The sequence below is a fragment of the Desertivibrio insolitus genome, from assembly GCF_017355965.1.
In the GTDB taxonomy this organism is placed as follows: Bacteria; Actinomycetota; Actinomycetes; order Actinomycetales; family Microbacteriaceae; genus JAFIQW01.
In genome coordinates, this window is record NZ_JAFIQW010000003.1 from 370371 (window position 1) to 390333 (window position 19963).

A 19963-nucleotide genomic window follows, 5' to 3' on the forward strand; every position below is an offset into this window, starting at 1 on the left:
GAAGCGCGGCCAGCACCACTGCATGAACGGTTATCTGGTGTGACACGCCTCGAGTGTTGCCGCTGGCGGCGTCGCGTATGTCGGCAGCAACCCGCCTGTCCTCTGGTCCTTATCTCTGGCCGGCAGCAAGTGCAAGAAGGCATCCGCCAGGACCGTTGCTGGAGGTGGTCAGTGAAGCGGGAGCTCGTTCCGTGAGGGGGCGGCGGACCGAGGAACGAAGAACGAGAGCGCGACGACTGCGAGACTCATGAACGCCCCGACAACGAACGCAGCGTGAATACCCGCTTGCTCTGAGAGGACCGGGCCTGCGCCGGCGTTAGCCGCCGCCGCCATGAGCAAACAACGAGCCCTGGCTCGCCCGGGAAGTTGATCGCGGGACTGGCTCAGTGGCTGCTGTAATTGATAGTCAGAATCGCGACTACGTGGTGGCTGTCGCTCCCCGTGGCATTCGAGTAGGCGTTGTTGTACTGATAATCCACGCGACCAGCGCCCGAAACCTCATAATGATGCGTTCGCGACCATCCGTCCGCCATCGGAAGGCCAGCCTTCCCCTTCAAAATCGTGATCGACGCGAGAGGGGAAGGTTGCCCCGGCGTCGCAGACACGTGATCCCAAAACTGCTTGGCCTGTTGAAGCCCGACGCGTTCAATCATCTCGTTCCAGTGATTCCGGAACTTACGATGAACAAGCACGCGATAGAGGGGCTTTTCGTCGGGCTTCCCGCCGGGCCGTCGCGCTGGCACAAAGGGCTGGTAGGCCCCCTGGTTCACTCGCTTGGCTCCAATACCTCGACGAAATCATCTGGTGTTGTGGCGCCAAGCAATACCGATCGCCGAAGAGGATCCTCAAGTTGCTTAGCGGTGACCCGCCAAGCTGCAACCGTTGCGTCGACCTCTTCCAGATCGTTGTCTGCGAGACCAGCGATTAGTGCGTCGTGTAATTCATCAGCGAAAGCTTGTTGGTCCTCTTTGTCGAACACTCGCAGCCATGCGAGATTGCCCAGTTCGCTGATCGACACCTCTCGCTCGGCGCGAATGAGGAAATTGAGCCTCTGCAGCGTTTGGGACCACTCGGCGTAACCTTCGAGGACGGCAAGTTGCGCTTCGGGCAGCATGACAAGTCCCGTTCCGTCTTTGTCTCGCACTAAAGCTCTGCCCGCTCTGGCGGCGTCTAGGACTCGTGTCCGTTCCTTAGCGAGGTCGCTTGCCTGGAAGATCACGCGCTCCATTTGATTGACTCTCTCCACTGGCTAAACTTTGCTACGATCGTATGCACGAACTTGATCTGAGTCTAGTGGGGAAGCCGTGGATCCGCTGAACTTGGTGCAGCAGGACACCTCTCCTTCCGTGCGTCGGCTAGTGCTATCGCTAGACAAGCTGCTCATCTCTATCCCGCAGACGATCGTTGACGCACAGAAGCGGGTAGCGGCGATCCAGCGTTGCGTACGCCTGCTAGCTGCGCTGGGTATCGATGGCGAAAGCCTTGTTAGGTACGGGATGCCTCAGCGGGCCACCCTGGCGATCTACGTGGCGGCCATCACGCCTCAGCGAAAGGCTCTGCTGACTCGAATGAACTTCGACGGTTGGCGGTCGCTTTTGGGGCTTGGTGTGACCAGCGACGATCTGCCCGGGACCTTGCTCACCGACGAGGGCGAGGGCGAGGGCGAGGAGAGCTCGGCAGGCGAAACCGGACCCGCTCCGCTCTTCTACGTCCCGGCTCGTCTCAACAAGTGGGCAGCGAATGCTCCGTTCTCGGACCTCATCCAGTGGACGCCCCCGGCTGTTGATGACTGGGAGCGCATGGCTCTCGAGCAGGCGCCTGCGGTCGATGTCACAGACGCTTACACCTGGCTGTGGCAGCGGAACGCGGTGAACGAATTGGATCGGTGGACGACGGCGTCCCTGCACCTGGAGTACCGGTGGCAGAACCTTCAACAGGTTGGTCTGTTCAGCGAAGCAGCTTTGGCCGGAGACGGCCCATCCCCCGAGCTGCTCAACGGCGTTATCGCGCAGCGAGCCGTTGAGCCGGGGGACACCTCGGAGATGGACTCGACCTTCTGGGCACTGCAAGACACCGCTGTTGAGTACCTGACGCATAACAAGTTCGCGGAGGCGGTGGCGCTCTTCGAGTTTCACCACAAGCGTTACCCGAACGACGCTCGAGCGATGAACAACATGGGCTTCTGCTTGATGGCAGTGAGTCCGAGCAAAGCGTTGCACTGGCTCGAGAAGGCTACGAAGTACGGTTACCCCGAGGTGACCATCAACACGTTTAACCAGTGCTGCTGCCTCGAGCGGCTGAACAGGGGAGCGGAGGCCCTCGACAAGGCTGAGGCGTACTGGCAGCGGGAGCGGGTGGCGCACGCTGCCCGGGGTTACCTCTGGGTCCTGACCGGCGCCGAGTGGCGGCTGGCAGCAGATCGGGACCCGGTGCACGAACTGGCCACCCTTGCTCTGCGCGTCGCGCGCGACCTCGGCCGCGACGACCGCGCCGCTCGATGGCGAGAACGGCTGGAGGGACTCGCCGCGTAATCGAACGAGCGGCAGCCAGGCGGCGCGAACTGAACCGCGCGCACAGTCATCTGTCGCGCGCTTCAACAGAGTTGACCACCTGCGCCGATCTCGGTAGCGATGTTGCAACGGTTCCGAACAAGTCCGGTCTCGACTTCGAACTGCCATCGCCTTGGCCACTTGCGGAGAGGAACGGCGAAGCTGGCAGCCGAGCCTGAGGTCGCCGCACACATAGGACGACGGGAGTTGAACAAGTCACTCCCTCGATCAGATGGAGTGCAGTGGATGTCCACCTACCAGCCCGAGATGCCGAAGCGTCAGTGGAACCAAATCAGCGCCTACGTTGAGGCCGCCGTTGGGGCCTGCGGCGGTAACACGAAGTACAGCGATGGCGAGCTGTTCAAGGCGGCTTCGCGCCTAGCTGCTTGGGCAAAGAAGCATGACCTGGCCCTTGAGCACGCGGTTCTATTCGACGCTGTGACCATCGAGCGGTTCGTCGCGGAGGGTCTCACGCAGTACGCGCCGGCGTCCAGAGGGAACCGTCGTTCCATGCTGCTTCGTATGAGCGAAGTGCTCCTCGGCGAGCAAGCGCGCACTCGGCTCGTCGCCCTGCCCGCGTCATCGCCCAGCAGCCCCTATACGCACGAAGAGTTGAAGCAGCTCCGGCTATGGGCGCGGACGAAGGGGCACGAGAAGTCGGATGCGAACGTGCTTCTCGCACTTGGGCTTGGAGCGGGGCTGTCGGCCAGCGAGATCACGGCCGCCAGGGCGGAGGACATTCACGATGACGGGGGCAGCGTTCTAATCGAAGTTCGCGGCGGTCGACCGCGGCGGGTGCCGGTTCGCGAGGAGTGGACGGAGAGGCTGTCAGAGGCTCGGAAACATCGCGAGGGTGACCAGTTTCTCTTCGTGCCCGGTCGCACCGGCGCTGGCAAGAACCTCATCACCAACTGGCTGGCGCGAAGCAGCGACAAGGGGCTCCGCCCGCACTCGCAGCGGATGCGGGGAACCTGGATCGTGACGCACCTTCGGGAGGGAGCGCCAGCGATCGGGCTGATGAAGTACGCGGGGGTCGCGTCGCTCGAGGCCCTCACTCGGTGGGTGCCAGCGGCTGAAGCTGCCTGATGCGGCAAGCATGAGCGGCGACGTCGCTAACAATCCGGCAGCGGCCTTTCAGGCGATTCTGCTGGCGCCCGTAACGGGTAGAACCAACCCCTTGCGAGCTGCCGCTAGCGGCGTCGAAGATTAGTTATGGCGGCGTTAAACAGCCTGCTGCTGCTTGAGAGTCCCGGATCTGCCGTTGAGGAGGCAGTGAGTAATCTCTGCGCGTCGTGCGGCTTAGGGCTTGTGCCTCGTGCCGGCGTCAAACGCGGCGAGACCACAATCTGGGTGCGTCCCACACCACCCGAACTTGCTGAGCACCCGGCCGCTAGCGCTGGCTACACCGCGTGGAGCGTCGAGTCCGCTCAACTGCGGCTGTCCGCCTCTGACCTACCGCGAGCGCTCACACTCGCAGCAATTCAGCTCGTCATCGCCGGCGGCCAAATACTCGTCGTTGATGAGCGGGGCTTGTTGCAGCGGGCCGTTGTGTTGGAGGCGCACTCGATACTGCCGAGTGCCGCTTCAGTGGGAGCGTCACTGTCGTATCAGGTCGAACTTGCGACTCGCCTACATCCTCTCGTCCACTATCCGGGCAGTGCGGTCCCAAGTTACGACTGGGGTGGTTGGCGGGCCCGCCTGTCGCCCTACGGCGATGCAGTCGAAGTAGAGATCCCTCTCAGCGGCAACGACTGGTTCACGTCCTATCTATCGCAGGACGAGACGACCGGGATTACCTATGCGTATGCGGCGCTCACAAGTGATGTCGAAGCCGAACTGGCCGCACTCGTTCCCGTCATAGTTCAGTTGGGGCCGGACGCAGCCGCCGTGCTGCCAACTTTGACAGGGTTGCTGACAAGCGGCAGTCAGGACGCTCTGGGTGTAGCTGGCCTTCAACGTCATAGCATCAGCGACGCGCTTACAGTGACCTGGAGTGACCTGGAACCAGCGGTCCTGGCGCTCGATGCTCACGCCCGTCTGTCCATCCGGAGTCTCGACAACGTCTGCGCCAACGTCTTCTCGGAGATGCTGCAACTTCGTGCTGTGCTCGGCGGCTCGAGTAACTCCGCTGCCGCGATAAGCACGCAACCCGACGGAGTGACCTCGGCTTTGGGGTGGATTGACGAGAACCTTGGATACGTGACGAGGATCATCGCCAACTTGAACGCTCTGTTCTTTTAACGCCGATGCCCTAGTCGGAATCACCCGAATTGACGCTCGGACTGGGCGTGACTGTCCCGATCGCCGGCGCTTGCGGCGAGGATTCGGGATCGGCAGCGGCGACAGCTGCGCCGGCGGCTAGCGACGCGACGATGATGATTAGCCCGCCGACCAGGACGAGCGCAGTGCCTCGTGCCTTAGAACTCTCCCCGGTGACTTTGGCTGCGTCACCGAGGAAGCTCGAGTTGTTGAAGAGATTGAGCGACCCGAGGTCGATAACGCTGCCGTCTGCGTTCGGCACAACTTCGACCACGGTGGGCTCCGCCTCCTTACGCAACCGCGCACGCAACTCCACGGCGGCCATCCATGACCCAATCAGAAGAAGGCAGGCGCCAACTAGAAGGCCCAACACGGCAATGGAAGCTATGAACCGTTCTCCGAAGGTGCCGTTCAACGGCGAATCCTCGCCAGTCGTTTGAGCGGCCGCTCGAAGATTGATGACGGCAAGCAAGTCTGCTCCGCGAGCGAATAGGAGCACGAGTACGACCAGCAGCACCAAGCCAGTGATAGCGGCGAACCGCCAGTCCCAGAGCCCGTCTCGAATCTCGAGAAGTGACGGGTCAGATGTTGAGGCAGGGGTGGGCGAGGTCTGCTCCTGCTGAGTTCCGTCAGGGGCCTCTCCGCCGGGCGGAGCTTCCGGAGGTGTCGGCGTTACCTCCTCACCTCCGGGTTGCGGCACCTGCGGCGACGGCGCGTTCTGACTCATCGTCCCTCCAGCGTCCTTGCGTTTGAGTCTTCGCCACATCGTCCCATCAGGTCGCAAGGACTTGTAGCCCCTCCTCAACGTCGGATGTCCGCGGCATCGGCGTGCCGAGCCGACAATTGCTGAGTTGAGCTCGAGATCACTTCGCCACTCGTCAATCGATCCCCTCCTTTGAAGGAGCGACGACGAGGCTGGGGTGAGGTGGAGACGCGCCCGAGGTGGAACTTTTGAGCGAACTCGATGGAATCGTGATCTTCAAACGCCCTGACGACCCGCTCGAACACTGGGGTCAAGGCAAAAGCTGAAGCCCTCACCAACGAGAAGAGGGTCCGAAAGGGCCCTCTTCTTCTTTTCCCGGCCGCTGTCGCGGCAGCCGATACCCCCGTTTCGGAGGCGTGAATTCCCGGCTCGCCCCGACGGGGCTTCGTCGGACAGCGGATTCCGCGCTATCGTCGGAGCGGCGCCCAGCGAAATCCCAGCCTCACGACGGTGACGATCCGCGGCAGCGGCGCCAGTTCCACCGGCTCGTCGATGAGTGCACCAGTGAACGCATAGACGAGGTTGCCACCCGAGCGACCTCACGGGACCGGCCCTGACAACATCACCGCACGTGGAGCGCGACGTATGAATGACAGACGTTCGGCCGAGCCGAGGCGTAAGTATCATTCGCCGATCCGCACCGCCGCGGCCGCCAGCACGAGGGAACGCATCCTCGAGGCCGCGGCCGCGAGCTTCGCGGAGGGCGGCTACGCGCCCACGACGCTCAAGCAGATCGCCGAGCGGGCGGATGTCTCGGTGCAGTCGGTCCACCTCGCCGGCCCCAAGCCCGTGCTGCTCATCGCCGCGTTCCGCAGTCAGGTCGAGTCCGTCGCGCTGCCCCCCGAGGTGCTCGACGCCTCGCGGGAGCAGTTGCTCGACCGCGTCGTCGACTTCGCCGTCGCGCTCGGCGCCAGGACGGCGCACCTCTGGCGCGCCCTCGACGAAGCGTCCCGCTCCGAGCCTCTCGTGCAGGCCGAGTACCGGGAGCTGCTGGAGAAGACCGACGCACCGCTCGCCGACGCGCTCGCCGCACTCGAGGTGTCGGGTCCGCGCCGCGACGACGTGTTCGAGGAGCTCCGCTTCGCGCTGTCGCCGGCGGCCTACCTGCACTTCGTCGACCACGAGGGCTGGGACCTCGAGCGCTACCGGGCGCGGTCGCGGCGCGTGGCGGCGACGCTCGTGGCATCCGCCTGACCCGTCGGCGTCACATGCTGGTGAGCAGCACGGTCGCGAGCGCGGCCACGCACGCCACCGTCGCGATGATCGTCACGACGACGAGGATCGCCCCGTCGCGGTCGCCGCTGCCGTCGTCCATGTTCAGCGCTCCGCTCCCGCGACCATTCCCTTGATGAAGTACCGCTGCAGCACCAGGTAGGCGAGCAGCACCGGGGCGACCGAGATGAGCGCGGCGGCCGCGGCCGCGCCGAGGGAGTTGCCCTGGCTCGCGAGGAAGGTGCTGATCGTCGGCGCGATCGTGCGCACCTCGGGGTCGCGGAGGAGGAAGACGCTCAGCGCGTACTCGTTCCACACCGCGACGCTGGTGAGGATGGCGACGGTCGCGGTGACGGGCTTGAGCATGGGGAAGACGATGCGGAACAGCATCTGCAACAGATTCGCCCCGTCCACGGCCGCGGCCTCCTCGATCGCGACCGGCAGCTCGCGCATGAACGCGGTGTAGAGGAAGACACTGAGTGGCAGTTGCGTGACGACCATCGCGACGACGGCCCCCCAGTAGGTGTTGGTGCCGCCCAGGTCGGTCAGCAGCGAGTACAGCGGCACGAGGATGCTCAGCGGCGGGATCATGATGAGCGCGACGATGCCGCCGAGCACCAGCCGGTTGAGCGTGGAGCGCCGCCGGGCGAGCGGGTACGCCGCGAGTGCGCCGAGCAGGCACACCGCGACCGTGCTGACGACGGTGACGATCGCGCTGTTGCCGATGGCCCGCAGGATGCCGCCGTCCTCGATCGCGATCCGGAAGTTCTGCCAGTACACGCCCTGCTGAGGGAGCAGCCACTGCGAGGTGAGCTCGGTGGGCGCCTTGAGCGACGTGGTGAGCGCGATGTAGAACGGCGCGAGCTGCACCACGACGGCCACGACGAGCCCGAGGGCGATGGCGACGTGCCCGAGGCGTGCCCTGTTCACGGCGCCCCCAGTCGTCGTCGGCGCAGGAGGGCGTCGACCACGAGGGTCGCCACCGCGATGAGCAGGAACAGCACGATGCCGATCGCGGAGGCGTAGCCGGCGCTGCGGTTGTCGAAGTACGCCGTGCTGATCAGGGTCGAGACGGATGACGTGGAGTAGCCCGGTCCGCCGCCGGTGAGCACGTCGATGACGTCGAACAGCTTCAGCCCGCCGATCAGGTTGAGCACGACACTCGCGGCGAAAGCCGGCTGGAGCAGGGGCAGCGAGATGTCGGCGAAGCGGCGCCAGTAGCCGGCGCCGTCGAGCATCGCGGCCTCGTGGAACTCGGCCGGGATGGTCTGCAGACCCGCGAGGTAGATGACCATCGAGATGCCGACGAACTGCGCCGAGTTCACGGCGACGATGATCGCGACCGCGGCGCCGCTGTCGCTCAACCAGGCGACGCGCTCTCCGCCGAGCGCGACCACGACGTCGTTGAGCCCGCCGTAGTTGTAGGAGAAGAGCAGGTAGTACATCGCGCCCATGACGACGGGGGAGACGAGCACCGGCAGGTAGATGATCGCGCGCGCGAGTGCGCGACCGCGCAGCGGCCGGTCGAGGGCCAGCGCGAGTGCGAGCCCGGCCACCTGCTGCAGAAGAGTGCTGCCGACGCCGTAGACGAGCGTGTTGCCGAGCGAGGTGTGGAACGCGGCGTCGGTGATCAGTCGCGCGTAGTTGGCGAGCCCGACGAAGTCGGAGTCGCGGCTGAAGCCGTTCCAGTCGGTGAGCGAGAGCAGCACGCCCTGCACCAGGGGATAGACGGTGAAGACGGCGAAGAGCGCGAGAGCCGGCAGGTACAGCAGATTGACGCGCCGGGTCGCGAGCGGGTTGCCTCCCGTCCGCCCCCGTAGGGTCCGCCGCGGGGCCGTCTCAGCAGCCGCGCGCGGCCGGACCGCCTCGTCGACCCCGCTCATCCGGCCGAGAGCGTCGCGAACTGGGACTCGATCTGGTCGACGGCGTCGTCGACCCCGGACTGCTGGACGATGACGGCATCGGTCGCCGAGACGAGCGTGTCCCACATGCCGTCCGGAAGGTGCACCCGGTCGAAGTACGGGAGCAGCGGCACCTCGCCGGGCTCGACGAAGCGCTCGTAGCTCTCCTCGAGCACGCCGAGGTCGGTGTCCGCCGTGGTGAGGCCCGGTGCCCCACCGATCGCGGAGGCGAGCGCCGAAGCGTTCTCCGGCTCGGCGAGGAACGCCACGAAGTCGAGGGCGACGTCCTTGTGCTCCGACGTCGCCGAGACCCCGTAGGCGTGGCCCTCGCCGCCCACGAGGTAGGGCTCGCCCTCGAAGGCCGGGATGGGCAGGAACCCGAGCCTGGCCTCCGGGTCGAAGCTGAGGGCGCTGGCGACGAGGTAGTTCTGCACGAACACGAACGCGGCGTCGCCCTGGCCGATCGCCCGGGCGAGATCGTCCTGGCTCGCCGAGCTGTAGTCGGGGTTGAAGTAGCCGGCATCCGACCACTCCGAGATCTTCTCGAGCACGGTCGCGAACCCGTCGGGTACGAACGTGCCGCTCTCGAGATCGGCGAGGCCGCCCTCGTCGAAGGCTCCGGATGCCATGAAGTCGGTCAGGTTGCCGGCGAACCAGTCGTCGCGGCCGGAGGCGGCGAGCGGTGTGATGCCGGATGCCGCGACGGTCTCGAGCGCGGCGTCGAAGCGTTCCCACGTCGTGAGGGTGGCGGGGTCGATGCCCAGGTCCTGCAGCACGGTCTGGTTGTAGACGATGCCCGCGACATCCGTGACCGCCGGGAACGCGTACAGGTCGCCCTCGTCGTCGACCATCACGGGTTCGAGCGCCGGGTTGAGCTCGGCGGCCCAAGGTTGGTCGGTGAGGGGCTCGAGGAAGTCCCTATAGCGGCTGAGCGACCAGCCGTGCGTGGCGAAGATGTCGGGCACGTCGTTGCTCGAGAGGCGCACCGTGAGATCGGCCTCGTAGCTGTTGGTCATCGGGACGAGGTCGATCGTGACGTCCGAGTCGCTCTCGAACTCGTCGGTGATGCGGGTGAGCTCGTCGAGGATCGGGTCGTTGGCACCTAGCCCGGTCTGGAACTCGAGCGTCGTGCCTCCGTCCGTGCCGCTGCATCCCGTGAGCACGAGCGCCACCGCGACGACGGCGGTAGCGCGCGTCAGCAACGTCGTCGTCATGTCGTGCTCCTGTGGTGAATCGATGCCGGCGGAGACATCATCGTCGCCCGCGCTGCCCGGCGCGAATCTACACGGGTAGAACGGCCACAGTCCGTAAGACTCGCCTTACACCGAACCTCGGTTGACGCGTGTAGACCCCCGTGCCAGACTCGCTCCGCACATCACGGCGGTGCACGGGAGGAGTCGCGATGTCACTCAGACTCGGCGTCGTCGGAGCCGGTCAGTTCGCGGGCCAGTTCGCGGCGCTCTTCCACGCCCACCCGGGCGTCGAGACCGTGCACGTCACCGACTTGCTGCCGGAACGCGCGCGACAGCTCGCCGACGACGAGCGGCTCGCGGGCACCTTCTCCTCGTACGAGCAGATGCTCGCCTCGCCCGAGATCGACGCCGTCGCGATCTTCACCCAGCGGTGGACCCACGGCCCGCTCGTGCTGCAGGCCCTCGAGGCCGGCAAGCACGTCTACTCCGCCGTGCCGATGGCCATCAGCGAGTGCGAGATCCGCGACATCGTCGAGGCCGTCGCCGCCACCGGCCTCGTCTACATGATGGGCGAGACGAGCTACTACAACCCGGCGACGGTGTTCGCCCGCCAGAAGCGGGCCGAGGGCGCCTTCGGGCGGCTGTTCTATGCCGAGGGCGACTACGTCCACGACATGGACCTCGGCTTCTACGAGGCCTACCGCTACTCCGGCGGCGAGAACTGGCGGGCGACCGCGAGCTATCCACCCCTGCTCTACCCGACTCACTCGATCGGCGGCGTGCTGGGCGCGTGGCCCTCGCACGCGGTCTCGGTGAGCGCGATCGGCGTGCGCGACACCCGCGGCGACGGCGTCTTCGACCGCTCCACCAGCCAGTTCGGCAACGACTTCTCCAACGCGACCGCGCTGTTCGAGCTCGCCGACGGCGGCTCCATGCGCATCAACGAGTTCCGCCGCGTCGGCTATCCGTCGCACCTGCGCGAATCGCGCTTCCGGTTCTTCGGCACCGAGGGCAGCTTCGAACAGCTCGCGACGGTCTCGATGTGGCAGACGAAGGACGGTGTGCACGACGTGAGCGAGCTCATCGACTCGCGCCCGTCGCTGTCGCCGGATGACCCCTCGCTCGCGCACGTCGACCCGGCCCTGCGCGCCGCGTTCGTCTCCGGCTACGCGGCGGTGCACGACGCCTCGCGCATCCCCGAGCAGCTGCGCGGGCTGCACAACGGGCACGAGGGCAGCCACCACTTCCTGGTCGACGACTTCGTGCGCGCCGTCCAGGCGAACACGCTGCCGACGGTCAACGCGTGGGTCGCCGCCCGGTTCACCCTGCCCGGTGTCATCGCGCACGAGTCCGCGAACGCCGGCGGCGAGCGGTTCGCGGTCCCGGATCTCGGCGACGCTCCCTCTGCGGCCTCCGTACCGGCCGGCGGCGTCGGAGCCTCCTCGTGACGACGGCATCCCCGCTGTCCGACCCGAGGGATTCCGGACGCAAGGCGGCGACCCGCACCGACGTGGCGCGCTACGCGGGGGTGAGCAGCGCGGTCGTCAGCTACGTGCTCAACAACGGGCCGAAGCCGGTCGCGCCCGCGACCAAGGCCCGGGTGCTCGACGCCGTCGCCGCCCTGCACTACCGCCCGAACGCGACGGCGCGAGCGCTCAAGCGAGGCGTCGCGGACATGATCGGCATGATCGTGCCCGACAGCCGCAACCCGTTCTTCGCGGGCTTCGTGCACGCCATCGACCGTGCCGCGAGCCGTCGCGGGCTCACCGTGCTCGTCATCAACTCCGACAGCCGGCGCGAGGACGGGTCGAGCCACATCAGCGCTCTCGCCTCGCACCAGCTCGACGGACTCGTCGTCGCCGACACCCTGACGGAGGAGGAGCGCGCGCTCGTCATGTCGCTCGGCGTGAACGTCGTGCTCGTCAACCAGTTCCGGCCGGACTCCCGGGTGGTCTCCATCGGCGTCGACTTCTACAACGGCGCGAAGGAGGCGGTTGCCCACCTCATCGAACACGGTCGCGAACGCGTCGCCTTCGTGGGCGGTGACCCCGGCGTCGACGAGCGCGAGCGCGGCTGGATCGACGCGCTCGGCGAGGCGGGCCTGCCGCCGGGTCCGCGGGTGCGCGGCTCGTTCAGCGTCGAGGCCGGGTACGCCGCCGGGCAGAAGCTCGCCGCGCAGCGCGACCAGCTCGACGCCGTGTTCGTGGCATCCGACCAGCTCTCGTTCGGACTCATGGCGGCGCTGCACGAGGCCGGGCTGACGATCCCCGCCGACGTCGCCGTGGCCTCGTTCGACGGGTCGAGCGAGTCGCGCTACCTGTGCCCGCCCCTGACGACGGTGCGGCAGCCGGTCGACGAGATGGCCGACGCCGCGATCGACGCCCTGCTCGACACGAGCCGTGGTGCGGCCTACGTGGACTTCCCCACCACCCTGATCCGAAGGCAGTCCTGCGGATGCCATCCCGCCTCGAGCTGACCCGAGCGGGGGCGGCGCTCAGCGCGCGCGCCTCCCGCCGTTCCGCCCTCCCCCCGCTCCCGAACGGAGGACTCACCGTGAGACGTCTGCTGCCGGTCGACTGGACCGTCGAGGGTCTGCTCGATGAACTGCTCGTCGAGCAGCTCAGCACCGCCGGTGACGGCCGCTGGTACCGCACCACCCGCGACGCGATCGACATCGGGCGGGGCGAGCTGCAGGACTCGATGACCTACGCGGCGCCGAGCCGGTGGCTGCTGCGCCGCGACGACGAGCACGGCGGCGACGCCCTGCTCGAGACCTCCAGCAGCTGGGCGCTCGGTCTGCACCTCACCTACGAATGGGTGCTCACCGCCGAGCGGCAGGCGGCGCTCCGCGCTCACCTCGCCCTCACCCGCCCGGACGGAGTCGTCCGGGTCGCCGGCGAGGACTGGATGCTGTGGGGCGACCACGACTGGCTGCACGTGCTGCCGCACGGGCGCCGGCGGGGTCACGGCGCCCTGCTCACCCGCATGGTGCACGCCTTCCAGGGCTCGACGATCGACGAGGTCGTCGCCTTCGTGCGCGCGCTGCCGCCCGCCGCGACCGACGTCCGGATCCCGGACGCGGAACCCCTCGACACGGTCGACGGTTTCGAGCTGCTGCTGCGGCGCGTCGACGCGCGTGTGCTCGACATGCTCGTGCCCGACGAGCGCTTCGGCGACGGCCGTCGCTACTTCGAGGACGTCGGCCGGCTCGTCTTCGCCGGTCCGGGGCAGTCGGACTACGAGGTGCGGCTGACCGACGACGGCCGGTACTGGGTGACCCTCGAGAGCAGGCACGGCCTGCAGGAGGTCATGCTGACCGACTCGCTGCGGGCCGTGGAGCTGTTCGCGCTGCTCTCCGACCTCGAGCCCGACGACCGGCGCAACCTCGAGCAGTGGGTGCGGGACCGGCGGGAGTCGCCGCAGCGGGATCGACGCTTCGAGCACCGCTGGAGCGACGGCAGCAGCCTGCGTGGCGGTCCGGCGGCGACGACGCTCCCCGAACTCGTCGAGGAGTTCGACGGCCACGAGCTCTCCGACGTCATGGAGGTCGTGGAGTACCTGCGCCGCCGCTGAGGCGAAGCGTCTCCGGCCCTGTCAGAGCAGTCGCCAGCGGATGCCCCCGTCGCCCAGCACCTCGCCCGGCGGCAGGTCGCGGACGGGCTGCGGAGCAGGGGGTGCGTCGCGCAGTTCGACCAGGGTCGCGCCGATGCCGGCGATCGTCGCGACCGTCATGAGGATCACGAATACGTCCATGGCAGGGACGCTACGAGCCCGGGCCACCATGTTCGAGTGGCAGTCACGCCGCTCTCCGTTCGATTACTGCCACGCCGGTGCGGCATGCACGACGAGTCCGTCGACCTCCTCGAAGCCGAGCCGGGCGTAGACGCGAGCGGCTTCGTCGGTGTCCGGATTCAGGTGCGCCAACACCGCGCCGGCCACGAACGCATGCTCGAGCAGCCAGGAGGACACCGCGGCGCCGATCCCGCGACGTCTCGCGCCGGGCGCCACTCCGACCCCGGCGAGGAACGCGGCCGGTCCGGCCCGCCCGTCGGAGCGCACGACGTAGCCGGTGCCGACGGCGGCGCCATCGAGCTCGGCGAGGGCGACCGCGATCCGCCGAGCCTCGAGCATCGGGGCGATCCACGGCCGCTCCGTTCCCCCGTCGCCGCCGAAGGCGGCGGCGTCCACGCCGACGACCGTGTCGAGATCGGCCGGCCCGGCGAGGCGCAGGCGCAGGCCGGGCACCGCGGGAGCAGGTGAGAACCCGTTCCGCGGCAGGCCCATCAGCCGCTGCCCGAAGAGTGGCTCGCCGTGGGGCCACCGGATGCCCCGCGGCACCCGCACGCCCCACGGCGTCTGCCGTGCCGAGTACCAGGCGCGGACGGCGTCGATGTCGACGAGGTCTGCGTCGGTGACATCCGCGTTGTTCCACTGCGGATGCGGCAGTCCGCTCGCCATAAGCCGGATGCCGGGCAGCTCGAGCACCCCGCCGCCGAAGGGCTCGCGGAGCTGCCCCTGCTCCTGCCAGGCGTCCGCGTGCGCGACCGGCACGAGCGGGCGCCACGGGGCGGTCACGTCCGCACCAGCTTCACGCCGGCCTGCTCGAGCGAGGACAGGGCGGGCCCGTCCTCGGCGTCCGTGATCACGCCGCTGACCGAGTCGAGCGGAACGACCTCGAACGCGGAGGCCGCCCCGATCTTCTCGGCGCTCGCGAGCACGTAGGTGTCCCCGGCGCGGACGGCGAGGGCGCGCTTCATCGCGGCCTCGTCGCGGTCGCCCGTGGTCAGTCCCGCCTCCGCGTGCACGCCCGTGACGCCGAGCAGGAAGAGGTCGGCGCGAACCTGCGATGCCGCCTCGACCGCCGCGGCGCCGCACGCGACCATCGAGTGCCGGAACAGTCGGCCGCCGATGAGCTCGACGTCGACGCGGGGATGGTCGACGAGGGCGACGGCGATCGTCGGGCTGTGCGTGACGATCGTGGCGGCGAGGTCGCGTGGCAAGGCCTCGACGACGGCGAGTGCCGTGGTGCCGCCGTCGAGCAGGACGACCGAGCCGGGGGCGACCAGCTGTGCCGCGGCCTGCGCCACCCGGCGCTTGCTGCCGGGTGCGACCGACGTGCGGGTGGCGTAGTCGGCGACGGCGGGGGAGACGGGGAGGGCGCCGCCGTAGACCCGCTGCACCTTGCCTGCCGCGGCGAGCTCGCGGAGGTCGCGGCGGATCATGTCCTCGGTCACTCCGAGCTCGGCGGCGATGTCGCGGGCCACCAACCGGCCGTCGCGACCGAGGCGCTCGAGCAGGAAATCGCGGCGCTGCGCAGTCAGCACGTGCTCCTCCTTGTTTTTCCGTGTTTATCCATACTATCGTCCTCTATCGTGAAACCTCTTCTGATCCTCATCGCAGGTCCATACCGCTCCGGCACGGGCGACGACCCCGTGCTTCTCGACCGGAACCTCCGCCGCCTGGAGGAGGCCGCCTGGCCGATCTTCGCCAAGGGTCACGTGCCCATGATCGGCGAGTGGGTCGCCCTTCCGGTGCTCTCGAGCGCCGGCGCCGAGGGCATCGCCGATCCGCTCGCCGAGCAGGTCATGTACCCGACCGCGCACCGACTGCTGCAGCACTGCGACGCCGTGCTGCGGCTGCCCGGCGACTCGCGCGGGGCCGACCTCGACGTCGCCATCGCACGGGAGCGCGGCATCCCCGTCTACCACTCGCTCGACGAGATCCCGAGCGTCGCGGATGTCCCCGTCGGCTGAACTCACGCTGCGCCCGGCCGCCGCCGCCGACCACCCGCGACTCCTCGCGGTCTGGCGCGCGGCGGTCGAGGCCACGCATGCGTTCCTCACCCCCGCCGACATCGAGGGGTATGCCGCCCGCATGCTCCCGGAGTTCCTGCCGGCGGTCGACCTCGTCGTCGCCGAGCGGGACGGCGTCGTCGTGGGCTTCCGTGGCATGGCCGGGCACCGGATCGAGATGCTGTTCGTCGACCCCGCCGAGCACGGCCGCGGTGTCGGCACAGCGCTGCTCGACGACGCGGCGCGGAGTCATCCGGTGGTCGACCTCGACGTCAACGAGCAGAACCCGGGCGCCCGCGAGTTCTACCGGCGGCGTGGTTTCGTCGAGGTCGGGCGCTCGCCGGTCGACGGCGAGGGGCGGCCCTTCCCCGTCGTGCACCTGCGGCGCGAGGCCGACGTGCGCCGGGAGGCGGCTCTCGGCCGGCGCTTCGGCTAGGCGGCTGCGGCGGCGGGCGTGCGTGCCTCGTGCGTCCTGGGCGCCTTCATCCCGAGCAGGAAGCGGAGGACGGGCACCCGCCGCGCCAGCTCGTAGGTGCCGAAGCTCGCCGCGGCTGACAGCGCCATGATCAGCGCGTACTGCAGCGGCGCCGTCGCCGGGAGTTGCAGCACCGCGTAGCCGGCGGCCACGACGAAGGTCTGGTGCAGCACGAACACCGGGAACGCGGCCGCGTTCAGGTACGTCATCACCCGTGAGCGACGGTTCAGGTGCTGCCGCGCGAACGCGAGCATCGCGAGCAGCGTGACCCACGTCACGAGCTGGTGGGCGAGCGCGAAGGCGGCGCCCGTCTGCCAGCCGATCGTCGCGTGCTCGGCGAGCACCGCGGCCATTCCGAGCAGTGCTGCGGCCAGCAGGATCCAGCGCCGTCGGGCGAGCGCGTCGACGATGCCGCCGTCGGTCGCGAGCAGGAAACCGGCGAAGAAGTAGCCGGCGTAGACGAACACGTTCTTGCCGCTGAGATCGGGCAGCGCGCTGAGTGCCGCGAGTGCGAGGGCCGGCGTGAGGGCCAGCGCCGGATGCGCGAGCCAGCGGGCGCGGTACCCGCGGCGACCGAGCCGCAGCATCAGGGGCAGGATCCCCAGCGAGATGACGAGGAGGAACAGGATGAACCACAGCTGCCCGGGCGTGAACGTGCCGAAGTACCCGCTGAGGTCCGACCAGTCGGCGAAGTACGAGCCGAGGAACGCCGTGTAGTCGGGGGCGACTCCGCGGTGGAAGAGCAGTCCCAGGTACGCCTGCGGGGGCACCAGCACGACGACGCCGAAGACGAGCGGCACGAGCAGGCGCCGGACGCGCTCTCCGGCGTACTTCCTTCCGCTCCGCCTGCGCAGCCCGAACAGACTTGCCATGCCGGCGAGGAGGAACAGCAGCGGCATGAACCAGTAGGAGGCCTGGATCAGCGCCGTCGTGACCGGGTGCGGGGCGCCCTCGACGTAGTAGGGCTCGGCGGCGTCGAAGACGCGCGCCGTGTGGAACGGGAAGAGGAAGAGGATCGCGAGGTTCCGGAGCCAGTCGATCCAGTTGTACCGGGGCGGAGCAGCGGGCGGCGTGCTGTTCAGGGTGGTGCCGGGGGTGCGGGCTCGGCTCAGAGCGCGGGCGCCGCGAGCGGGTGGTTGCGGAACCAGTGCAGCAGTGCGGCGACGAGCGAGCCGCGCACCGGCAGGTCGACCGCGGAACGCTCGGTGAGGTAGGCGTTGAAACCGGTCAGGCTGGCGGCGACCTCGTCGCTCTCCGGCTGGAAGCCCATCGACCACTGGCCGAAGCGCGCGGAGTCGATCGTCTCGTCGGCGAGCACCTTGAGGTCGGTGTGCCGCGGGTCGCGCTCGATCATGGCGAGACGCTCGTGCACCGCGGCATCCGGGCCCTCGAGCACCTGCAGGAAGCGCCCGTCGCGGTGGAGCAGCAGACCGCTCAGGCCCTCGCGCGAGTTGTTCTCGCGGCTGGTGCGCAGCAGGGCGGCGAGCTCCTCGTCGGAGAAGGCCGACGTCGCGGTGCTGAGATAGGCGATCGAGCGCATAGTTCCTTTCGAGGCGGTCGCCTCGATTCTGTCCCGAAGGCCGGAGCGCCCTCCCGCCCCAGTTCGGGCCACACGACGGATGCCTCGGGTGCGAACGACGACGGGCGGCCGGCTCGCGCCGACCGCCCGTTCGTTGCGGTGTGTCAGGAGTTCTGGACGTTGTCCTTCGCGTCCTGAGCGCGCTCCTTGACGCCCTGCGCCTCGGACTGGCCCTCGCTCTTGACGGCGTCGACAGCCTCGGTCGCGGTGCCCTTGACGGACTCGGCGGCCTCCTTGGCGGGCTCCTTGAGGTTCTGCGCGGCCTCCTTGGCGACCTGAGCGGCCTCCTGGGCGAGCGGCTGCGCTGCATCCTTCGCCTGGGTCGCGAGCTCGCGCTCCTTGCCGCTGGCGGGGATGAGCGACGCGGCGAGCCAGCCGACACCGAAGGCGATCAGGCCCACGGCGAGCGGGTTGCCCTTCGCGGTCTCGACCGCGCGGCCGGGGGCGTTACGGGCGGCGTTGCCGACCGTGCCGGCCGCCGACGAGACGCGGCCGCCGACCGAGGAGCCGGCGTGCGAGCCGGCGTCCTTCACGTCGTGAGCCGCTCCGGTCACGGAGTCCTTGGCGTCGTGTGCGGCACCCATCACCTTGTCCTTCACCGATCCGATCTTGTCCTTCACCTTGTCGGTCTGGCGCTGCGCGATCTTGGTGGGGTTCACCTTGTCCGCGAGAGCGTCGACGTCGTTCCCGAGCTCGGCCCGCGTGCGCTCGATGTCGCGGCGGATCGCGTCGGGGTCGTTGGGGTCGCTGACGACGGCGTCGCCCTCTTCGTAGGCGGCGGCGACGTCGGCGCGGTACTGAGGCTCACCCGAGCCGTAGGCGCCTGAATCGTTGAGATTGGTCATGTGCGGTCTCGATTCACTTGAACGTTTCGGGGATTTCTCTGATGGTCTCGGCCGTCTGCGGAGCGCCCTTGATCTTCTGGAACTCCTTGCGGCCCTGCAGGGCGAGGACGAGCGCCACGATGCCCCAGATGACGGCCACGATGAGGGCCGACCAGGCATTGCCGACGAGGTAGCCGAGCGCCCACCAGAGGGCGATCGACAGGAAGAGCAGGGTGAAGTGCCCCGCGACCCCCGCGCCGGCGAAGAGCCCGGCGCCCTTCCCTGCCTTCTTGCCCGACTCGGTCACCTCGGCCTTGGCGAGAGCGACCTCCTGCCGGAACAGCGTGGAGATGTCCTTCGTGACCTCGCCGAGGAGCGCGCCGAGCGACGTGCGGCTCGCCTTCTCCTCTGCGGGGTCAGGGTACGGACGGCTGCCTGATTCGGTCATAGCCGGTCACCCTCGGGGGCCTCGTAGCCGGTGCCCGGGGCGTAGCCGCCGGTCGAGTAGGGCTCGGTGCCACCGGCGGTGCCGGTACCGTAGGTGCCGGTCGTGCCCGTCGTGCCGGTGCCGTAGGCGCCCGTGGCCGGCGGAACGGCCGGGGGAACGTAGACGGCGTCCTCGGGGGCCGGGGCCGGCGGCACGTACTCGGTGCCGTAGCCGGTGGCCGGGGCGGCCGTGTCGTTCGCGGCGTCGCTCTTCGCCTCGCTGACGAGCGAGGAGGTCAGGCGGCCGGCGACCACACCCGCGAGGGCGGCGATCGCGATGAACGTGCCGGGGCGGCGGGCGGCGAAGCTCTTCACCTCACCGAGCAGCGAGCCCGGGTCGCGTCCCTCGAGCCAGCTCGCGACGGAGTCGGCGCGGTCGGCGACGCTGTTGACCAGCTGCGAGGCGGTTCCGCCGTTCTCCGAGCTGGACGCCATGGTCTTGAGCTCGTCGCCGACGGAGCGGATGCCCTTCGCGACGCGGTCCTGCTGCGTGCTCGCCTGCTGCTTGAGTTCCGACCCGGCCTGGCTCAGCAGACCACGGGCCTGCGACGCGGCTTCGGAGGTGACGTTCTTCGCCTGCTCCTTGGCCGTTCCCGCGACGCGCTTGCTCGCACCGGCGGCCTCCTGGGCGACGCCCGCGGCCTCCTGCTTCGCGGCGTCGGTCTTGCCGCCACCACTCGTCGAGGACGTGTCACCGACGGTGGTCGTCGTGTCGTAGGCGGTCTCGCCGTACAGGGGGGTGGTTGGGTCCGGAATGGATCCGTCCTGTGAATAGGTGCTCATTGCGTCCCTTCCTTCATGAGTTCCACACGACAGTCGCCGTGCCTTCGCACGGGTGTGGGCTCCATCTCCACATTGCTCTGACCGGTGGGTCATGGCACCCCCTGCTGATGCATCCTCAGCAACCTGCCGAGCGCCGGTCAGGTCACT

General features: G+C 68.5%; 23 protein-coding genes. 9 read left to right on the top strand and 14 right to left on the bottom strand.

Annotated features, from left to right (window positions below; all coding sequences use genetic code 11):
• Window positions 1-383 precede the first annotated feature (383 nt).
• Window positions 384-770 carry a hypothetical protein gene (locus JUB10_RS08495; RefSeq protein WP_207455513.1) on the bottom strand — a complete coding sequence of 129 codons (387 nt, stop codon included), beginning with the start codon at window positions 768-770 and terminating at the stop codon, window positions 384-386.
• Entirely contained in the window at window positions 767-1228 is a 462-nt protein-coding gene (locus tag JUB10_RS08500; RefSeq protein WP_207455515.1) for a hypothetical protein, read from the bottom strand. The genes JUB10_RS08495 and JUB10_RS08500 overlap by 4 nt, the downstream gene beginning before the upstream one ends.
• A 76-nt stretch (window positions 1229-1304) precedes the next feature.
• Between JUB10_RS08500 and JUB10_RS08505 the strand changes: the two genes are divergently transcribed.
• The 3 genes from JUB10_RS08505 to JUB10_RS08515 all read left to right on the top strand — a co-directional run bounded on the left by JUB10_RS08505 (window position 1305) and on the right by JUB10_RS08515 (window position 4790).
• Window positions 1305-2531 carry a tetratricopeptide repeat protein gene (locus tag JUB10_RS08505; protein WP_207455516.1) on the top strand — a complete coding sequence of 409 codons (1227 nt, stop codon included), beginning with the start codon at window positions 1305-1307 and terminating at the stop codon, window positions 2529-2531.
• 264 nt (window positions 2532-2795) lie between these two features.
• Window positions 2796-3635: a tyrosine-type recombinase/integrase gene (locus JUB10_RS08510; RefSeq protein WP_207455518.1), complete on the top strand. Its 840-nt coding sequence runs from the start codon at window positions 2796-2798 to the stop codon at window positions 3633-3635.
• Between the two features lie 126 nt (window positions 3636-3761).
• Entirely contained in the window at window positions 3762-4790 is a 1029-nt protein-coding gene (locus JUB10_RS08515; RefSeq protein WP_207455519.1) for a hypothetical protein, read from the top strand.
• Between the two features lie 10 nt (window positions 4791-4800).
• On the opposite strand, the gene JUB10_RS08520 is transcribed toward JUB10_RS08515, so the two are convergent.
• Entirely contained in the window at window positions 4801-5280 is a 480-nt protein-coding gene (locus tag JUB10_RS08520) for a hypothetical protein (protein ID WP_207455521.1), read from the bottom strand.
• A gap of 876 nt (window positions 5281-6156) precedes the next feature.
• On the opposite strand from JUB10_RS08520, the gene JUB10_RS08525 reads away from it, so the two are divergent.
• Window positions 6157-6765: a TetR/AcrR family transcriptional regulator gene (locus tag JUB10_RS08525; RefSeq protein ID WP_207455522.1), complete on the top strand. Its 609-nt coding sequence runs from the start codon at window positions 6157-6159 to the stop codon at window positions 6763-6765.
• Window positions 6766-6888: 123 nt separating this feature from the next.
• On the opposite strand, the gene JUB10_RS14630 is transcribed toward JUB10_RS08525, so the two are convergent.
• Genes JUB10_RS14630 through JUB10_RS08540 form a run of 3 tightly spaced genes read right to left on the bottom strand, consistent with a single transcriptional unit; the run spans window position 6889 to window position 9898 of the window.
• Window positions 6889-7713, bottom strand: a complete 825-nt coding sequence (locus tag JUB10_RS14630; RefSeq protein ID WP_207455523.1) for a carbohydrate ABC transporter permease — start codon at window positions 7711-7713, stop codon at window positions 6889-6891.
• On the bottom strand, window positions 7710-8666 hold the full coding sequence (locus JUB10_RS08535) for a carbohydrate ABC transporter permease (protein WP_207455525.1): 957 nt from the start codon (window positions 8664-8666) through the stop codon (window positions 7710-7712). Before JUB10_RS08535 ends, JUB10_RS14630 begins: the two co-directional genes overlap by 4 nt.
• The gene (locus JUB10_RS08540) at window positions 8663-9898 is read right to left on the bottom strand and encodes an ABC transporter substrate-binding protein (protein WP_207455526.1); all 1236 of its coding nucleotides are present in this window, start codon (window positions 9896-9898) and stop codon (window positions 8663-8665) included. The genes JUB10_RS08535 and JUB10_RS08540 overlap by 4 nt, the downstream gene beginning before the upstream one ends.
• A gap of 188 nt (window positions 9899-10086) precedes the next feature.
• On the opposite strand from JUB10_RS08540, the gene JUB10_RS08545 reads away from it, so the two are divergent.
• The 3 genes from JUB10_RS08545 (at window position 10087) to JUB10_RS08555 (ending at window position 13450) form a co-directional block, all read left to right on the top strand.
• Complete coding sequence (locus JUB10_RS08545; RefSeq protein WP_207455527.1) at window positions 10087-11325, top strand: Gfo/Idh/MocA family protein; 1239 nt, start codon at window positions 10087-10089, stop codon at window positions 11323-11325.
• Window positions 11322-12353, top strand: coding sequence for a LacI family DNA-binding transcriptional regulator (locus JUB10_RS08550; protein ID WP_307859158.1), 1032 nt, complete (start codon window positions 11322-11324; stop codon window positions 12351-12353). Before JUB10_RS08545 ends, JUB10_RS08550 begins: the two co-directional genes overlap by 4 nt.
• A 77-nt stretch (window positions 12354-12430) precedes the next feature.
• The gene (locus JUB10_RS08555) at window positions 12431-13450 is read left to right on the top strand and encodes a hypothetical protein (protein ID WP_207455529.1); all 1020 of its coding nucleotides are present in this window, start codon (window positions 12431-12433) and stop codon (window positions 13448-13450) included.
• 21 nt (window positions 13451-13471) lie between these two features.
• Here JUB10_RS08555 and JUB10_RS08560 read toward each other — a convergent pair whose 3' ends face one another.
• The 3 genes from JUB10_RS08560 to JUB10_RS08570 all read right to left on the bottom strand — a co-directional run bounded on the left by JUB10_RS08560 (window position 13472) and on the right by JUB10_RS08570 (window position 15201).
• The gene (locus JUB10_RS08560) at window positions 13472-13630 is read right to left on the bottom strand and encodes a hypothetical protein (protein ID WP_207455531.1); all 159 of its coding nucleotides are present in this window, start codon (window positions 13628-13630) and stop codon (window positions 13472-13474) included.
• A 63-nt stretch (window positions 13631-13693) separates the two neighbouring features.
• Entirely contained in the window at window positions 13694-14452 is a 759-nt protein-coding gene (locus JUB10_RS15050) for a GNAT family N-acetyltransferase (protein ID WP_207455533.1), read from the bottom strand.
• On the bottom strand, window positions 14449-15201 hold the full coding sequence (locus JUB10_RS08570; RefSeq protein ID WP_207455535.1) for a DeoR/GlpR family DNA-binding transcription regulator: 753 nt from the start codon (window positions 15199-15201) through the stop codon (window positions 14449-14451). Before JUB10_RS08570 ends, JUB10_RS15050 begins: the two co-directional genes overlap by 4 nt.
• A gap of 48 nt (window positions 15202-15249) precedes the next feature.
• Here JUB10_RS08570 and JUB10_RS08575 point away from each other — a divergent pair, with 48 nt between their 5' ends.
• On the top strand, window positions 15250-15630 hold the full coding sequence (locus JUB10_RS08575) for a DUF4406 domain-containing protein (RefSeq protein ID WP_307859159.1): 381 nt from the start codon (window positions 15250-15252) through the stop codon (window positions 15628-15630).
• Window positions 15614-16105, top strand: coding sequence for a GNAT family N-acetyltransferase (locus JUB10_RS08580; RefSeq protein ID WP_207455536.1), 492 nt, complete (start codon window positions 15614-15616; stop codon window positions 16103-16105). The genes JUB10_RS08575 and JUB10_RS08580 overlap by 17 nt, the downstream gene beginning before the upstream one ends.
• On the opposite strand, the gene JUB10_RS08585 is transcribed toward JUB10_RS08580, so the two are convergent.
• The 5 genes from JUB10_RS08585 to JUB10_RS08605 form a co-directional block, all read right to left on the bottom strand.
• Window positions 16102-17292 carry an acyltransferase family protein gene (locus JUB10_RS08585; RefSeq protein ID WP_242682406.1) on the bottom strand — a complete coding sequence of 397 codons (1191 nt, stop codon included), beginning with the start codon at window positions 17290-17292 and terminating at the stop codon, window positions 16102-16104. The two genes, JUB10_RS08580 and JUB10_RS08585, sit on opposite strands and share 4 nt — an antisense overlap.
• On the bottom strand, window positions 17253-17684 hold the full coding sequence (locus JUB10_RS08590; protein WP_207455537.1) for a BLUF domain-containing protein: 432 nt from the start codon (window positions 17682-17684) through the stop codon (window positions 17253-17255). Before JUB10_RS08590 ends, JUB10_RS08585 begins: the two co-directional genes overlap by 40 nt.
• Window positions 17685-17827: 143 nt before the next feature.
• Entirely contained in the window at window positions 17828-18568 is a 741-nt protein-coding gene (locus JUB10_RS08595) for a DUF3618 domain-containing protein (RefSeq protein WP_207455538.1), read from the bottom strand.
• A gap of 13 nt (window positions 18569-18581) precedes the next feature.
• Complete coding sequence (locus JUB10_RS08600) at window positions 18582-18995, bottom strand: phage holin family protein (RefSeq protein WP_207455539.1); 414 nt, start codon at window positions 18993-18995, stop codon at window positions 18582-18584.
• Complete coding sequence (locus JUB10_RS08605; protein WP_207455540.1) at window positions 18992-19816, bottom strand: methyl-accepting chemotaxis protein; 825 nt, start codon at window positions 19814-19816, stop codon at window positions 18992-18994. The genes JUB10_RS08600 and JUB10_RS08605 overlap by 4 nt, the downstream gene beginning before the upstream one ends.
• Window positions 19817-19963 lie beyond the last annotated feature (147 nt).

What these genes read in the sequence shown, in the direction of transcription:
- JUB10_RS08600 (WP_207455539.1), bottom strand. Translation starts at nt 18,995, where the DNA reads ATGACCGAATCAGGCAGCCGTCCGTACCCTGACCCCGCAGAGGAGAAG.
- JUB10_RS08535 (WP_207455525.1), bottom strand. Translation starts at nt 8,666, where the DNA reads ATGAGCGGGGTCGACGAGGCGGTCCGGCCGCGCGCGGCTGCTGAGACG.
- JUB10_RS08590 (WP_207455537.1), bottom strand. Translation starts at nt 17,684, where the DNA reads ATGCGCTCGATCGCCTATCTCAGCACCGCGACGTCGGCCTTCTCCGAC.
- JUB10_RS08510 (WP_207455518.1), top strand. Translation starts at nt 2,796, where the DNA reads ATGTCCACCTACCAGCCCGAGATGCCGAAGCGTCAGTGGAACCAAATC.
- JUB10_RS08595 (WP_207455538.1), bottom strand. Translation starts at nt 18,568, where the DNA reads ATGACCAATCTCAACGATTCAGGCGCCTACGGCTCGGGTGAGCCTCAG.
- JUB10_RS08545 (WP_207455527.1), top strand. Translation starts at nt 10,087, where the DNA reads ATGTCACTCAGACTCGGCGTCGTCGGAGCCGGTCAGTTCGCGGGCCAG.
- JUB10_RS08580 (WP_207455536.1), top strand. Translation starts at nt 15,614, where the DNA reads ATGTCCCCGTCGGCTGAACTCACGCTGCGCCCGGCCGCCGCCGCCGAC.
- JUB10_RS08500 (WP_207455515.1), bottom strand. Translation starts at nt 1,228, where the DNA reads ATGGAGCGCGTGATCTTCCAGGCAAGCGACCTCGCTAAGGAACGGACA.
- JUB10_RS08605 (WP_207455540.1), bottom strand. Translation starts at nt 19,816, where the DNA reads ATGAGCACCTATTCACAGGACGGATCCATTCCGGACCCAACCACCCCC.
- JUB10_RS08560 (WP_207455531.1), bottom strand. Translation starts at nt 13,630, where the DNA reads ATGGACGTATTCGTGATCCTCATGACGGTCGCGACGATCGCCGGCATC.
- JUB10_RS08525 (WP_207455522.1), top strand. Translation starts at nt 6,157, where the DNA reads ATGAATGACAGACGTTCGGCCGAGCCGAGGCGTAAGTATCATTCGCCG.
- JUB10_RS08515 (WP_207455519.1), top strand. Translation starts at nt 3,762, where the DNA reads ATGGCGGCGTTAAACAGCCTGCTGCTGCTTGAGAGTCCCGGATCTGCC.
- JUB10_RS08540 (WP_207455526.1), bottom strand. Translation starts at nt 9,898, where the DNA reads ATGACGACGACGTTGCTGACGCGCGCTACCGCCGTCGTCGCGGTGGCG.